Below are 14,511 nucleotides of genomic sequence, written 5' to 3' on the forward strand. Positions count from 1 at the left end.
TCAACCAGTCGAAATCATGCGCTGTCGTTCAACAGGCCATCGCCCGACTATGGCATCCAGGTGGATGCTACTACGGGCGAGACCCTTGTCAATGCGCCCTTGGGATGACCAGCAGACCGAAGTGCCATTGAGTAGCCTCGGTTTGGTCTTGCGCACGTCGTGGCATCCATTCCATGGTGGAATGACACTTCCGAAGGGAGATCGCGACTTGGATAGAATGGCGGCAATGGAGACTTTTGTCCGGGTCGTTGAAACCGGCTCCTTTTCTGAAGCGGCGCGGCAATTGCGTGTCGGCCAGCCGGCAATATCGAAAACCATTGCTCAGCTGGAGGAACGGCTCGGTATAAAGCTGCTACTCCGCTCGACGCGTGGTCTCACACCGACCGAGGCAGGAGAGAGCTTTTACGAGCGCGCCAAGCGCTCGATCGAAGAGGCCGACGAAGCCGATTATGCTGCCCGAGGCGCAGGTGCCAGCCTTTCGGGACGCCTTCGCGTCAGCGCAGCTCCGACATTCGCGAGCCTGCACGTCATTCCGCATCTCCCAAAGTTTCAGGCACAACATCCAAACCTCGATATGGAAATCGTCCTGGATGACGGTCATATCGACCTGATCGAGGAAGGCATCGACATCAGCCTGCGGATGGGAGCCTTGTCTGATTCCAATCTTACAGCTCGAAAGATCGGTGAATCGCCGCGTCTGGTCGTCACAGCTCCCTCCTATCTCGAAAGAGCGGGCGAGCCACGCATTCCCGGTGAGCTGATTTCTCATGAAAGCATCATCTATGCAAAGGGCAGCGGCCGCGATGTGTGGATGTTTCGCAAAGACTCATCGGAAGTTTCCGTAACACTCAGAGGGCGGGTCCGGATCTCAGCCGCGGAAGGTGTTCGCGCAGCCGTGCTTGCCGGCATGGGGCTTGCGGTTGCCTCAGAATGGATGTTTGCGCCGGAGCTCGCCTCAGGCCACGTGAAGGCTGTGCTTGACGACTGGGCGCTCGCTCCAATCGACTTGTGGGCTGTCTTTCCGGCCGGTCGCAGCGTCAGCGCCAAGGCGCGTGCCTTTGCTGCCTTTGTCGAAGAGCAATTGGCCAATCTCGACCTCTCCAAACCGTCCTGAACCTCAAACTTCTTCCACGAAATGCCATCACATTGCCATTCCTGTCAGGAATAGGTCTTAGTCGCCGCCGCTTTCTACCGCGGCTTCCCTCCAATCCGTACCTTCAGTCGCATGGTCCAGCGGATCACGAAGCACAACACAGCGTCGAGCGAACAGCCGACGCGCATCAGAAGGAATGGAACGATGGCAAGGAAGCTCGAAGGCAAGATCGCAGTTATCACCGGCGGGAGCGCCGGCATCGGCCTTGGTGCGGCAAAGCACTTTGTCGAGGAGGGGGCGCAGGTATTCATTACTGGTCGCCGTCAATCGGAACTCGACAAGGCGGTCGCCGAGATTGGCAGAAACGTCACGGCGATCCAGGCCGATGCAGCAAAGCTCGATGACATCGATCGGATCTATGAAGTCGTGAAGGCAAAGGCCGGCCGCATCGACATTCTCTTCGCCAATGCCGGCTTTTACGAGTTCGGCACATTCGGCGAAATCACGGAAGAACATTTCGACAAGACGTTCAACACCAATGTGCGCGGTCTTCTCTTTACCGTGCAGAAGGTGCTGCCCCTGCTCTCCAGGGGCTCGTCGGTGATCCTTACCGGGTCGATCGCATCGATAAAGGGATATCCGTCCTTCTCGGTCTATGACGCAACCAAGGCCGCGATCCGTTCGTTCGCCAGAGGCTGGATCGTCGACCTCAAAGGTCGCGACATCCGCATCAACGTGCTGAGCCCAGGCCATACCGAAACGCCCGGCCTTTCGGTTCTCGCCGATGAGACCGTACGGAATGCGATGAAGGCGAACGTGCCGCTCGGCCGGATGGGCACGCCGGAAGATCTTGCAAAGGCTGCCGTCTTCCTTGCCTCCGACGACAGCAGCTATATCACCGGCATCGAACTCTTCGTCGATGGTGGCGTCGCCCAGTTCTAAGCGGAGGGCCACTAGGCCCCTGTTCTGGCTATCGGATGATCCGTGAGGTGTCGGCCGCGATAAAACTCGCCGGCCGACATTTGTTTGGAGGCAAGAGAATTCCACGAGGACCTTTGGAGCAAGCCATTCCGCAGTTCGGCGTTGCACCGCAAGACTTTGTAAGTTAGGGATGAGCATCCACAAGGACCCGGTGAAACCCCGGGTGGCTCTTCTGGCCGCCGATCCGCCAGACAACACAGCAACGCAACCTTTCCAAGGACCGAGCCTCTCGGCCCGTTGCATTCAACTGTGAAAAATCTCCAATGCGATCTCTTTCAAACTACCGTCAGGAGTGGTTCTCCAACATCCGTGGCGATCTTCTCTCCGGCATCGTCGTCGCGCTCGCCCTGATCCCGGAAGCCGTCGGTTTTTCGGTCATTGCCGGCGTCGATCCTAAGGTCGGGCTCTTCGCCTCGGTGGCAATCGCCTGCGTCACGGCGATTACCGGCGGCCGGCCTGCCATGGTGTCTGCGGCCACAGCCTCCACTGCCGTCCTTATGGGTCCGCTGGTCCGCGACCACGGCCTGCAATATCTCTTCGCTGCCACGATCCTGATGGGCCTGCTGCAGATCGTTGCCGGTTTCCTGAAGCTCGGGCGACTGATGCGCTTCGTCTCCCGTTCTGTGATGACCGGTTTCGTCAATTCGCTGGCGATCCTGATCTTCATCGCGCAGCTGCCGCAGCTCATCCATGTGCCCGAAGTGACCTATCTGCTGATCGCCATTGCGCTGGCCGTCATCTATCTGTTCCCCTATGTCACCAAGGCGCTCCCCTCGCCGCTGGTGGCGATCGTCGTGGTCACCGTCATCGCGCTTGGCCTCGGCATTCAGGTGAAGACGGTCGCCGATCTCGGCGAGATGCCGACGGCGCTGCCGCCTTTTGCCCTTCCGCAGATACCTTGGACCTGGGAGACACTGCGGATCATCTTTCCTTATTCGATCGCACTCGCCGCAGTCGGCCTGCTGGAGTCGCTGTTGACGGCACAGATCGTCGATGACCTGACGGACACGCCGAGCAACAAAAGCCGCGAATGCATGGGGCAAGGCGCCGGTAACATCGTCTCGGCGCTGTTCGGCGGCATGGGCGGCTGCGCCATGATCGGCCAATCAGTGATCAACGTAACGTCAGGCGGCCGCGGACGGCTCTCCACCTTCGTCGCCGGGGCCTTCCTGCTGGTGCTGCTTCTGGTGCTCGACGATATCCTGCGCATCGTGCCGGTCGCGGCCCTTGTCGCCGTGATGATCATGGTCTCGATCGGGACTTTCTCCTGGAAGTCGATCGTCGACCTCAAGCGCCATCCCGGCACCTCGTCGATCGTCATGCTTGCGACTGTCGCGACCGTACTTGCCACGCAGGATCTTTCCAAGGGCGTCGTGGTGGGCGTGCTGCTGTCGGGCATCTTCTTCGCCAGCAAGGTCGCAAGACTGTTCACCGTCACACGGAGCGACGATGCAGATTCGGACACGGTGACCTATCGCGTGGAAGGTCAGATCTTCTTCGCCTCCGCCGAGAGCTTCATCGGTGCCTTCGATTTCTCGACTGCGGAAAAGAAGATCATCATAGATGTGAGCCAAGCCCATCTCTGGGATATTACGGCCGTCGGCGCGCTCGACAAGGTCGTTATCAAGTTCCGGCGTGCGGGTGTGGATATCGAGGTGCTCGGCTTCAACAGGGCCAGCGCCGACATGGTCGACAAGTTCGCGCTCCATGACAAGGATGAGCGGCAGGCGGCAAGCGCCTCGTTGCACTAGCAATTTGATAGGGGCGTGCCGCGGCCTCCCGGCGCACCCCACTCCAGTCACAACTGGCACATATATGAACGGACGCTTCACGTTACGTTCACCTATCGCCAGATAGTGTCCGGGGGCAATGTTATGAAGGAAACATTCATGAAGAAGTTTTTGATAATTGCTCTTGCTGCAACTGTAATGGCCGCTCCGATGGCCAGCGCTCAGGATTGGCACAGGAACGACCGGCATCACTCGGAGAAGTATCCGAAGGGCTGGGGACCGCACCGTGGACCTGATCGCAAGGGATACTATCACGGTTATCAGGGCTATAGGGACCATCGGCCCGGCTATCGCCGTGGCCACGATGGTCTCTGGTACCCGGCAGCAGCATTCGCTCTCGGCGCAATCATTGGCGGCGCTTTGGCCAACTGATCATTCAAGCCGCCGCCGGTCTCCGGCGGCGGTTTTGCCTTAGGCGATCTCTTCATCACCCGCCGGCGTCCTGTTCAGCTCCTTTCTCTCGATCGATGCGGAACTAAATGACCCAAAAGTCATTTATGGCTCTGCAGCGGGAGGATTTGCCATGGAAGACGTTCTGGTGGTGGGTGCGGGGCCAACAGGTCTCGTATTGGCGCTATGGCTGGCCCAGCAAGGCATAAAGGTTCGTATCATCGACAAGAGTGTCGGCCCTGGAGAGACTTCACGGGCAATGGCCGTTCAGGCCCGCACTTTGGAGCTGTATCGGCAACTCGACATTGCGGAGACAGTTGTCGCGGCGGGCTATCGCAATCCCAGCGTCAATCTCTGGGTCCATGGCAAGCGCAAGGCACAGGTCACGTTGGCTGATGCCGGAAAAGACCTCACGCCCTATCCCTTCGTATTGATCTTCCCGCAGGACCAGCACGAGCGTCTGCTGATCGAGCGGCTTGAGGCCATGGGTGTCCATGTGCAGCGACAGACAGAGTTGCTCGACTTCGAAGATATGGGCGACCACGTCAAAGCACGGCTGCAGGCCGGCGGAGGCGAGCAGATCTGCGAGGCGCGTTACATTGCCGGCTGCGACGGCGCTCACTCGACGGTGCGCCACGAGATCGGCGCGGATTTCGAGGGAGGGACTTACAGACAGACCTTCTATGTCGCCGATGTGGAGGCACGCGGCATGAATCCTCCCAACCAGATACATGCCAGCTTTGAAGGCACCGATTTTGTCGCTCTTTTCGGCTATGGCCATGATGACATGTATCGCCTGATCGGCACCATCGACGAAAGCCGGATGGATGGCGACGCCCTCACTTTTGACGATGTCGGGCACTTGGCGGTCGATTCTCTTGGCGTGCGGATCGACAAGGTGAACTGGTTTTCGAGTTACCGCGTCCATCACCGTGTCACCGATCGGTTCAGGCATGGACGCGCTTTCCTGGTCGGGGATGCGGCCCATGTGCATAGCCCGGCCGGTGGCCAGGGCATGAATACCGGCATCGGCGATGCAATCAATCTGGCCTGGAAGCTGGCGACAGTGGTCAAGGGCAAGGCACCGGACAGCCTGCTCGATACCTATCAAGGAGAGCGGATGGCATTTGCTCACAGGCTCGTGGACACGACCGACCGCGTGTTCAGTTTCGTCGCCACAGAAGGGAGTTTCGCCAATTTCGTGCGCCTGAGGATTGCGCCCTTCTTCGTTGGCGTTGCGACCAGCTTCTCGGATGTGCGGCAATACATGTTCCGGCTGATCTCCCAAACGATGCTGAACTATCACGATAGTACTTTAAGCGTAGGATCTGCCCACAAGGTTCTGGGCGGCGATCGCCTGCCATGGGTGCGTCTGGCCAACGCGGACAATTATGCGCCCCTCGCTGCCATTACCTGGCAGGTCCATGTCTATGGGACGGCAAAGTCCGATCTGGAAAGCTGGTGCAACCAGCAGGGCATTCCGCTGCATGTCTTCGAATGGCAGCCGCAGCACGAGAAAGCCGGGCTGGCGCGGGATGCCGCTTATCTGCTGCGGCCTGATACCTATGTCGCTGTCGCCGATCCGCAGGCGTCGGCCGAAACGCTTGCGCATTACGCAAAAGCGCACGGCTTCACTCTCGGATGAAGCACAGGTCGCGGGAATTGTCTGAGATCCAACCAAAGTGGAACCGCCGCAAGGAAGCGCGGCCGGCCGAGATCATCGAGGCGGCGATGGACGTGTTCGTCGAAAAGGGCTTCGCGGCCGCCAGGCTTGATGATGTCGCCAAGCGGGCGGGCATCGTCAAAGGCACGCTCTATCGCTACTTCGACACGAAGGAAGACGTGTTCCGCGCCGTCGCCCGGCATGCCATCGCCACCAATCTGGACGCGATCGGGCAGGCGGCGAGTGCATTCGGAGGCTCGCTCGCCGAACTCGTGCCTGCGCTGCTGATCCGGATGGCCGATCACTTGAGCGACAGCCGCGTGCCCGCCATTGTCCGAATGGTGGTTGCCGATAGCCGGACATTTCCCGACCTCGCCCGTATCTGGCACGACGAAGTCGTTACAAAGGTGCTGGCGTTCCTGACCGGCCTTATTGCCCAGGCACAGGCCCGCAACGAGGTTCGGCCGGGCGATCCGAAACTCTATGCGTTTTCGATCATCGGCCCGATGGTCACTGCGCTGCTGTTTCATGAGGTATTCGGAGAATTCAGCGCCTCTCCGCCGAAGCTGAGCGATCTGGCTGCCCAGCATGCACAGGCGGTACTTCGGGGTATGCTTGTCACACCTCTGTAGGGGACGCCCTCCTCCTGAACTATCCTAAGTATTATCGACGCGTAGGGATGCCGCGCTATCTCCAGCATTCAATCCTTGTCCCTGTCCAGAAACCGGGAGATCGTCCTTGCCATCCGAAATCGAACTGAAACTCGAGCTTTCCCTGGAAGCCGTGAAACAGCTTCTCAGTTCCGATATTCTGGGCGAGCCGAATAGCGTTCTGATGCAGACTTCGACCTATTTCGACACCGCGGACCGGACACTGTTCGAACACGGCTTTACGTTGCGTATTCGCCGCACCGGCGAGGCGCGAATGCAGACAGTCAAGGCGACAGGGGAAAGCGCCTCGCTGTTTGCGCGATCGGAATGGGAGACGCCGGTCCAGGAAGATACGCCTGTTCTCGACCACACCAGTCCTCTTCAAAGCGAATTCGGCACCGATCTCGAGGTCGCGCCTCTCTTTGTCGTCGAGATCGCGCGTCGGGTCTGGAATATCGATGAATCCGGCTCGACAATCGAGGTGGCGCTCGACCAGGGCAAGGTCGTCTCCGGCGAGCGTGCGACCTCCATTTGCGAAGCCGAGATCGAGCTGAAGGATGGCGACCTAGATAGCCTCTTCATCTTCGCGCGAAAACTGGAGGCAGTTGCGCCGTTCCGCTTCGGCGCCCGCTCAAAGGCTGAGCGTGGTTTCTCGCTCATCGAAGCGCAACAGAACGCATACAAGGCCGAGCCTCTGCATCTCGACCGCAACATGCGCACGATCTCCGCTTTCCAGACGATCGTCGCCTCCTGCTTCCGGCACTTCCGCCTGAATGAAGATATCCTTCTGCTGCGGAGAAACGCGGAAGCGCTGCATCAGGCCCGCGTCGCCATCCGACGCCTTCGGTCGGCATTCTCGCTGTTCAAACCGCTGCTGCGAGGCAACGAGCCGCAGCGGCTCAAGGATGAATTCCGCTGGCTCGCAGGCGTCCTCGGGGAAGCCCGAAATCTGGATGTCCTGATGACAAAGGCGACGGATCGCGATTTGCGGGCCAAGCTGAAGGATGCACGCGAGGCCGTCTATGACGATGCCGTCATGGCGCTGGGATCATCGAGAGCCAGGGCGTTGATGCTGGATTTCAACGAATGGCTTGAGTGCGGCGACTATCATGCACGCGTCGTGCCCGGAAATGCACCTGCCCACGACTTCGCCGCCAAGGCGCTCGGCAAGATGCGCAGGAAGCTGAAGAAGCATGGCCGAGACCTTGCCGAAGTCGATGACGAAGAACGTCACCAGGCCCGCAAGGATGCGAAGAAACTCAGATATGCCGCCGAGTTCTTCGGATCGCTGTTCGACAACAAGCGCGGCGTCCGTCGGCACAAGCGGTTCATCGCATCCATGGAAGAACTGCAGGATCATCTCGGCGACCTGAACGATCTGGCGACCGGTCCGAGGGTGCTTAGTCAGCACGGCCTCTCCAATCACCCTGCCCGCGACACCGTCATATCGCGTGCCAACAAGGGAGCGCTGATCGACAAGGCGCAGGCGTCGCTGGACGACGTGTTGGATGCCAAGCGGTTCTGGCGGTGAGCGCCTCAGCCCTGACTCCTGCGGCTGATCGGCAAAATGCTTCATCGCAAACTCGGCGATCCTCTGGTTCGAGCGGCGGGCGTCTTCGAGCCAGAAGGGGAAGAGCTGCCATTGATGAATCATGCCGGGCCAGACCTCCGATGTGACGTCGACGCCGGCTTCGCGTGCCTTGGCGGCGAAGCGCAGCGTATCATCGAGAAGCGTCTCTCGCGAGCCGACCTGAAGCAGCAGCGGCGGGAATCCTTTGAGATCGGCATAGAGCGGCGAAGCATCGGGATCGGTCGGCGACATCTTTCCGAGATAGGCCTTGCGGACGGCCTCCAGTTGCGGCTTGCCGACCACCGGATCGCTGTTGGCATTCTCCTTCATCGAGTTTCCGGTTTCCGCGAGGTCCGTCAGGGGGCTCATAGCGACAACACCGGCCGGCAAAGGACGCATGGCCCGCATCTGCCGCAGAGTAGCCTCCAGGGCGATATTTCCCCCGGCAGCGTCGCCGACGATTACGATATTCTCGCTGCGATATCCCGATTGCAGCAGCCATCGAAAAACCGTCAGCGCGTCATCGATCTGCGTCGGATAGACGTAATCAGGCATCAGCCGGTAATCGATGAGAAACACATCGGCCGAGGCTGCCTTGGCGAGCGAGCCGGCGATTGCCCGATGCGTCTCGGGCGATCCGCTGTAGAAGCCGCCGCCGTGAATATAGAGGATAGCCCTAGTGCCGATGGGATAATGAAGGCGAGCGGGCCATAACATCTCCCCCTCCACGCCATCTGCATCGATATGCCTGATTTGGACGCGGCTAGGTTCCGGGGCAGCATCCATCAGCTTGCGGAAGGCGGTACGGCGCTCCGTCAGGCTATGAGCTCCGTCGAAATGCTGATGGAAGAGCCCAACCAGCTTCTCCACCTGTTCCTTGGATTTCGGTGTCTGCTGTGCGTCCTCCGCGGTCGCCGATGACATCGCCAGAACGACATACAGCGTCGAGATGACGCTCGCTCCAATCAGTGATCGCGCCGCGGCGCGCAAGAAACTTGCCGATTTCAACTGTCTCATCCACCTATCCCGCGATGACGCAACAGGCGTCATCGGATGTCCCCGTTGCTCATGCGAACATAGCCGAGATCTCGCGAAATCGTGAGCGGATTTGCGCTGGATCGGCGGTAGAATCATCTCTCATGCGTTTGAAACGCCTATGACCTCCTCCATATAGCCGGATGGGCTGGAGAAGGAGCTGCGAATGAAGTTCTTTACCTATACGCTCTCGACAATCGCACTATCGCTGCTGATGGCCGTGCTCGCCAATCCCGAAGCCGCCATGGCATGCAGCAAGATCATCGGCACGAGCTGACGATGCAAAAACGGCCTGCCGCATCCAGCAAGGTGCGGCAGATGCCTTATTTCCGAGTCCATCGGACGCTTTGTTCCGCCCCTGCTACAATGCATGGCAGCTATACCGAATAAGGCCTGCTGCTCGCAGGTGAAGTCCGTACAAAAGACGGACCATTTCCAGATTCGGTAATATGATCGCCACCCAGTCACACATCCGTGGCGTCCTGCTTGCGTTCCTGGCCTATGCGGTCTACGCCTTCAGCGATGCTTCCGTCAAAATTCTCCACGGCGCAGTTCCCGCCTATCAGGCCGCCTTCATCGGCGCGGTCCTGGGCATTGTTGCTCTGCCCTTCATCAAGGGCCGCGGCGATCGCTGGAGCGACATGGTGGCGACCTCGAACCGTTGGCTGTGGCTGTTGCGCTTCGTTTGTGCGGCCATCGGCTCCATCGCCTCGATCATAGCTTTCACCAAGCTTCCGATGGCGGAAGCCTTCTGCCTGCTTTTCCTGCTGCCCTGTTTCGTCACCATTCTGTCGGTGATCTTCCTGAAGGAAGACGTGCGCTGGCAGCGCTGGGCTGCCGTCATCATCGGCTTTCTCGGCGTGCTTGTGGTGCTGCGGCCCGGTTTTCGCGAGCTTTCGATCGGACATCTGGCTGCGGCAACCGGCGGCCTGGTCGCGGCAATCTCCATCGTTGCGGTGCGTGCGCTTGGTCCCGCCGAGAAGCTGTTGTCGCTCTACGGCTCGGCACTCCTCGGCATCCTTTTCATATCGGGCGTGCTGATGGTCTCCGATCTGACGGTTCCGACCGCGCAAGAATGGCTGTTTCTGGCCGGGTATGGCCTCTTCGGTGCGCTTGGAAACGTCTTTGCGATGACTTCCGCGCGAATGGCGCCGGCCAGTCTGGTCGCGCCGCCGCAATATAGCCAGATGATCTGGGCGATAGGCTTTGGCTATTTCATTTTCAACGATAGTGTCGATATGCCGATGGCTTTCGGCATAGCATTGATCATCTGCTCCGGACTGCTGACGCTTGTCCGGGAGCGCAAGCGCGGCACTCCGCTTCCGACGCCTGTACTCTCCACCGACAGCCAGGCTGCCCTTGCGACCACCAAGGCGGCGACATCCGGGAATGAGACCGAAGCCGCCTCGACGTAAGTTGCGACCTCACCTAGGCGCATGGCTCCTTACTGGGGACCACCTGGCTTTATCGTGGTCGTGGCGGAAACAGGGTCACTTGCCGGAAATGTATCTTCCAAGCCTCTGTCGAGTTGCTTGTCAGGGCTTGCCTTGTCCTTCTGCAGCGATTGAACGGCAGGAGAAGGCGCTTCCCTCTTTGATGGGATTGGGCCCTTGGCCAACCGCTCCTGCCGTTCCTTTTCGATATTCTGCATTTCGATATCCTCCGAGATCTACGCGACCTCAACACCGTGGCAGCCGGGTTTGTTCCACCCGACAAAACCGGACGGGCTTGCCTAAAATCCTCCCTAAAATTGCTCGTTGCTCCGTCCATATGTGCTACGTGTTATCTCGATAACCAGGATGGAGACCGACGTATGGCGACGTTGAAAAACATATGCATCTTCGGCGCGGGCGCACTTGGCGGCGCGGTCGCGGGAAAGATCGCGACAGCCCTCAAGAATGAGGCGACCGTCTCCGTCGTAGCGCGCGGCGCGCATCTCGCCGGCATCCGCAAGAATGGTCTGCGCGTGTGGGAAGCCGGGGCGGATGAGCCGCTTGTCACGCATCCGGCAGCGACAGATGATGCTTCACAACTGCCGAAGCAGGATCTCGTCATCACCGGCCTCAAGGGGCATCAGCTGGGCGGCGCAGCAGCTGATATCGCAAAGCTGATGCACGACGGCACCCGCGTCGTGATGATCCTGAACGGCATTCCCTGGTGGTATTTCCATCGGGATCGCGACAGCCGCTTTGCCGAAAGGCAGATCGAAGAACTCGACCCGAACGGCGACCTCTGGCGCCTGATCGGGCCGGAGCGCGTGATCGGTTGCGTCGCCTATCAGGGTGCCGAGGTGGTTAGTCCGGGCGAAATCAGGCTTTCCAACAAGGGTCGCTTCGTGCTCGGCGAACCCTCCGGCGAGGCGACGGCCGATCTGCAGGCGATTTCCTCGCTGCTGACCAGCGCCGGGCTCACCATCACCACGTCACCACGGATTCGCGACGATATCTGGAGCAAGCTGATGGGCAATGCGGCCTTCAACCCGATCAGCGCGCTCACCAGAGCGCTGATGACCGACATCATGGCCGACCCTGCCCTCTCCGAGACGGTCGCCAAAGTGATGAACGAGGTCAAGTCCGTCGGCGAAGCGCTTGGCACCCGCTTCAGCGTCTCCATCGAAAGCCGGTTGGAGCAGTCGCGTCATGTCGGTGCTGTGCGAACGTCGATGCTCCAGGATCTCCTGGGCGGCAAGGCTCTGGAAATCACGCCGCTGGTCGGGATGGTCGTGTCGCTGGGCAAGCTTTCGGATGTCCCCACCCCGACCTCGGAAACAGTCCTCGCCCTGGTGAGCCAGCTAGATCGGGAAAACCTAAAGGCCGGCTGAGCCGAGATGGCGTGACCGAATGTCGGCCGGAGGAATGTAACCTCCGGCACTTCAAGCAGTTTAGGCGCAACGCCAACAAGGCGACGGCTCCGCGAAAGCAGAGTGAAATGCCTTTATATTTTTCCTATTTCTTCGCCTTTTCTCACGAATGGATTTCCTATGCGGCGCGGCGTTAGCGTGATGGTCGAACGCAAAGGTGAATGCCATGCTCGACTCTCTTTCCCCCGATATGCCTGAAACGATCCGCTATCTCGCCAAGGATCACACCCAGGATCACCGCCTCTCAGGATCCTCTTCCGCCTCTCCCTCCACGCGCGGGCGGCGACGCCGGAACCGGCAGATGCGCGAGAAGCGCACGGCCTACATCATGATGGGTTTCGGCCTGCTGCTCGGCGCTCTCGAGCTTTATATCGTGCTTTCCTATTTCTGAGCATCGACAGATGAGAACCGTCTATATGGAGACTAACAGGCCGCCGCCGCGCATCAGCGGGGCGCTCACGGCGCTCGTCACCCCCTTCGAGAACGGCGCGCTGGATCGCGTCAGCCTGATGGCGCTGGTCGAATGGCAAATTCGAAGCGGCGTCGATGGGCTGGTTGCTTGCGGCCTGACCGGCGAAGGGCCGGTCCTGACAGAGGCGGAACGCGCCGAGATCATTGGAACCTGCGTTGAAATCGCCGAGGGCAAGGTCCCTGTAATCGCCGCAACGGGCACGAATGATACCGCGACGACCATCGAGGAGACGCGGCACGCAAAGGCGCTTGGCGCCACGGCTGCCCTAGTCACCCTGCCCTACTATTCCAAGCCAGGACAGAAGGGTGTCATCCATCATTTCGAAACGCTTTCGGCCGCCGTCGATATCCCGATCATCGTTCACAATCTGCCGTCTCATACGGCGATCGACCTTGCCCCGGCGACCGTTGCCCAGTTGGGCGCGATAACCGGAATTATCGGGATCGCCGATGGGACAGGCAATATCGAAAGAGTCACCGATTGGCGACGTCTATTGCCGTCGGGGTCGGCCCTGTTCTCAACACATGACGCGACCTCTTTGGGCTTCACCCTCGCCGGTGGGCAAGGCGTCATATCGTCAGCCTCCAATGTCGCCCCGCGATTGGTAGCGGCCATGCAGCATGCCGCTGGTGCAGGGAATCTTCCCGCAGCATCGGTCCTGCTGGACCGGCTGCATCCGCTCTTCCGCGCTCTGAGCCGCGAAAGCGAGCCGGCGACGATCAAACATGCGCTGGCAATCCTTGAAAAAGCGAAGGCCGAGGTTCGTCTGCCGCTGGTTTGCGTGGAGAGCGATACTGCGGGCGTCATCAGCGATGCTCTGGAGACGCTCCAGGCAGGCTGCAAGGCTTCCTGTGACCTGAACGCCATGCCCCGGCATGTTGTCGGACATTACCTATCGCTATGAGATTTTTATATTTTTCGGAATCTCCCCAAATGGAAATCCTATCCCTCCATCAATAGATTCATCAGCGTGGCACCCATACCGATCTAATTGGCAGGGTGCCGGCGACATCAAGAAAGGATTTATGTGATGTCACGCTATGCAGATCATGCCGGCCCGGTGGACCCGCTCCAACGCCGGCGGGCGGTTGCAAAGGCTCACGCCACGCACACCGCTTCTCCTCATTCCTGGCAGTCCGGCATGATTGCCATCGCCCCTCGTCTGGCGCTGGTCTTTCTCGTCGCAAGCGCCATCCAGATGCTGATGCACTGGTCCGGCCGCTGATCGTACGCAAGGTATAACGAGGACTTTGACGCAAATGGCAAATGCACAATTGATGCCCCGCAGCTCGGCAAGCAAGCTCGCTGCCACCCAGCCACGCTTCACGATCGGTCGGGATCGCCGTGGAACCTGGATAGTCCAAGACAGGCAGGGGCTGGTCGGCGGCCTGTTCGCCAACGAAGCAGCAGCGCTGCATTTCGCAGTCGAGGAAAGCAATTACAATCCGGCCGACATATGCCGCGCACCTGACGGCTCGGTGCTCGACTTCGGCGGTAATATTACACTCGTCAACCTGCACTGAAATGTGACACCGGAGCGCCCTTACTGGGCGCTCTTCTCGTATATAGCTGAACGCTTCTTTAACCGGGCAATTGCTAAGCTCCTGATGCCGCGTGACACCAGATTCCGAAAGAGCAATGCCAAATCCAGCCTTCCGCTATACTCACTATGACCTCAAGGAACAGCGTGCCGGCGTGATGATCGAAATCACGCTATCGGCGGTCGCCAATGTGCGGCTCATGAACGCCCAGAACTTCCAGCGTTTCACAGAAACGCTGAATCACAAATTCCTTGGCGGCGTTGCCAAGAAATCTCCCATCCGCCTGACGATCCCGGAAGCCGGTCGCTGGCATCTCATCGTCGACATGGAAGGCCACAATGGCCTGGCGGAATCCAGCGTGAAGATGATCGACCAGGCATCCGCTCCGCGCATTCAAAGGGCGCCGGAACCAAACACCGCCAGCCAATGATACCTGTTGCGGGGACACCTGTTGCGGGCGGCCGTC

14 protein-coding genes, 2 pseudogenes and 1 other annotated feature are annotated in these 14,511 nt (G+C 59.6%); of the genes and pseudogenes, 14 read left to right on the forward strand and 2 right to left on the reverse strand.

Features of this window, described 5'->3' with window-relative positions; genetic code table 11:
- The first annotated feature begins 208 nt into the window (after positions 1–208).
- The 7 genes and pseudogenes from DTW90_RS30640 to DTW90_RS30670 all read left to right on the forward strand — a co-directional run bounded on the left by DTW90_RS30640 (position 209) and on the right by DTW90_RS30670 (position 8,098).
- Complete coding sequence (locus DTW90_RS30640) at positions 209–1,114, forward strand: LysR family transcriptional regulator (RefSeq protein WP_149343324.1); 906 nt, start codon at positions 209–211, stop codon at positions 1,112–1,114.
- Between the two features lie 183 nt (positions 1,115–1,297).
- Positions 1,298–2,035 (forward strand): SDR family oxidoreductase, encoded by a 738-nt coding sequence (locus tag DTW90_RS30645; RefSeq protein WP_149343326.1) that lies wholly within the window; start codon positions 1,298–1,300, stop codon positions 2,033–2,035.
- A 180-nt stretch (positions 2,036–2,215) separates the two neighbouring features.
- Positions 2,216–2,271 (forward strand) — a sequence feature (sul1 is cis-regulatory element that is thought to sense ions involved in sulfur or methionine metabolism; They are found in Alphaproteobacteria).
- A gap of 66 nt (positions 2,272–2,337) precedes the next feature.
- Complete coding sequence (locus tag DTW90_RS30650; RefSeq protein WP_149343328.1) at positions 2,338–3,825, forward strand: SulP family inorganic anion transporter; 1,488 nt, start codon at positions 2,338–2,340, stop codon at positions 3,823–3,825.
- Between the two features lie 276 nt (positions 3,826–4,101).
- A pseudogene (locus tag DTW90_RS30655) lies at positions 4,102–4,230 on the forward strand (BA14K family protein); the annotation flags it as partial.
- Positions 4,231–4,387: 157 nt separating this feature from the next.
- Positions 4,388–5,899, forward strand: a complete 1,512-nt coding sequence (locus tag DTW90_RS30660) for an FAD-dependent oxidoreductase (protein WP_149343330.1) — start codon at positions 4,388–4,390, stop codon at positions 5,897–5,899.
- Between the two features lie 17 nt (positions 5,900–5,916).
- Positions 5,917–6,549 (forward strand): TetR/AcrR family transcriptional regulator, encoded by a 633-nt coding sequence (locus DTW90_RS30665; protein WP_245512556.1) that lies wholly within the window; start codon positions 5,917–5,919, stop codon positions 6,547–6,549.
- 106 nt (positions 6,550–6,655) lie between these two features.
- Positions 6,656–8,098, forward strand: a complete 1,443-nt coding sequence (locus DTW90_RS30670) for a CHAD domain-containing protein (protein ID WP_149343332.1) — start codon at positions 6,656–6,658, stop codon at positions 8,096–8,098.
- Between the two features lie 15 nt (positions 8,099–8,113).
- Here DTW90_RS30670 and DTW90_RS30675 read toward each other — a convergent pair.
- Positions 8,114–9,061: pseudogene (locus DTW90_RS30675) on the reverse strand (alpha/beta hydrolase); the annotation flags it as partial.
- Between the two features lie 560 nt (positions 9,062–9,621).
- Between DTW90_RS30675 and DTW90_RS30680 the strand changes: the two are divergent.
- Entirely contained in the window at positions 9,622–10,587 is a 966-nt protein-coding gene (locus tag DTW90_RS30680; protein ID WP_149343334.1) for a DMT family transporter, read from the forward strand.
- Positions 10,588–10,616: 29 nt separating this feature from the next.
- Here the strand turns inward: DTW90_RS30680 and DTW90_RS30685 are convergent, their stop codons facing one another.
- Positions 10,617–10,823, reverse strand: coding sequence for a hypothetical protein (locus DTW90_RS30685; RefSeq protein WP_132516621.1), 207 nt, complete (start codon positions 10,821–10,823; stop codon positions 10,617–10,619).
- Between the two features lie 162 nt (positions 10,824–10,985).
- Here DTW90_RS30685 and DTW90_RS30690 point away from each other — a divergent pair, with 162 nt between their 5' ends.
- The 6 genes from DTW90_RS30690 to DTW90_RS30715 all read left to right on the forward strand — a co-directional run bounded on the left by DTW90_RS30690 (position 10,986) and on the right by DTW90_RS30715 (position 14,475).
- Positions 10,986–11,993 (forward strand): 2-dehydropantoate 2-reductase, encoded by a 1,008-nt coding sequence (locus tag DTW90_RS30690; protein ID WP_149343335.1) that lies wholly within the window; start codon positions 10,986–10,988, stop codon positions 11,991–11,993.
- Between the two features lie 205 nt (positions 11,994–12,198).
- Positions 12,199–12,423 carry a hypothetical protein gene (locus DTW90_RS30695; RefSeq protein ID WP_149343337.1) on the forward strand — a complete coding sequence of 75 codons (225 nt, stop codon included), beginning with the start codon at positions 12,199–12,201 and terminating at the stop codon, positions 12,421–12,423.
- A gap of 10 nt (positions 12,424–12,433) precedes the next feature.
- The gene (gene dapA / locus DTW90_RS30700; RefSeq protein ID WP_246665117.1) at positions 12,434–13,408 is read left to right on the forward strand and encodes a 4-hydroxy-tetrahydrodipicolinate synthase; all 975 of its coding nucleotides are present in this window, start codon (positions 12,434–12,436) and stop codon (positions 13,406–13,408) included.
- A gap of 126 nt (positions 13,409–13,534) precedes the next feature.
- Positions 13,535–13,729, forward strand: a complete 195-nt coding sequence (locus DTW90_RS30705) for a hypothetical protein (RefSeq protein ID WP_132516627.1) — start codon at positions 13,535–13,537, stop codon at positions 13,727–13,729.
- A 34-nt stretch (positions 13,730–13,763) separates the two neighbouring features.
- Positions 13,764–14,027 (forward strand): hypothetical protein, encoded by a 264-nt coding sequence (locus tag DTW90_RS30710; protein ID WP_132516629.1) that lies wholly within the window; start codon positions 13,764–13,766, stop codon positions 14,025–14,027.
- Between the two features lie 115 nt (positions 14,028–14,142).
- The gene (locus DTW90_RS30715) at positions 14,143–14,475 is read left to right on the forward strand and encodes a DUF1883 domain-containing protein (RefSeq protein ID WP_132516631.1); all 333 of its coding nucleotides are present in this window, start codon (positions 14,143–14,145) and stop codon (positions 14,473–14,475) included.
- Positions 14,476–14,511: the final 36 nt, after the last annotated feature.

This window comes from Neorhizobium sp. P12A (assembly GCF_008365395.1).
Taxonomy (GTDB): domain Bacteria; phylum Pseudomonadota; class Alphaproteobacteria; order Rhizobiales; family Rhizobiaceae; genus Rhizobium.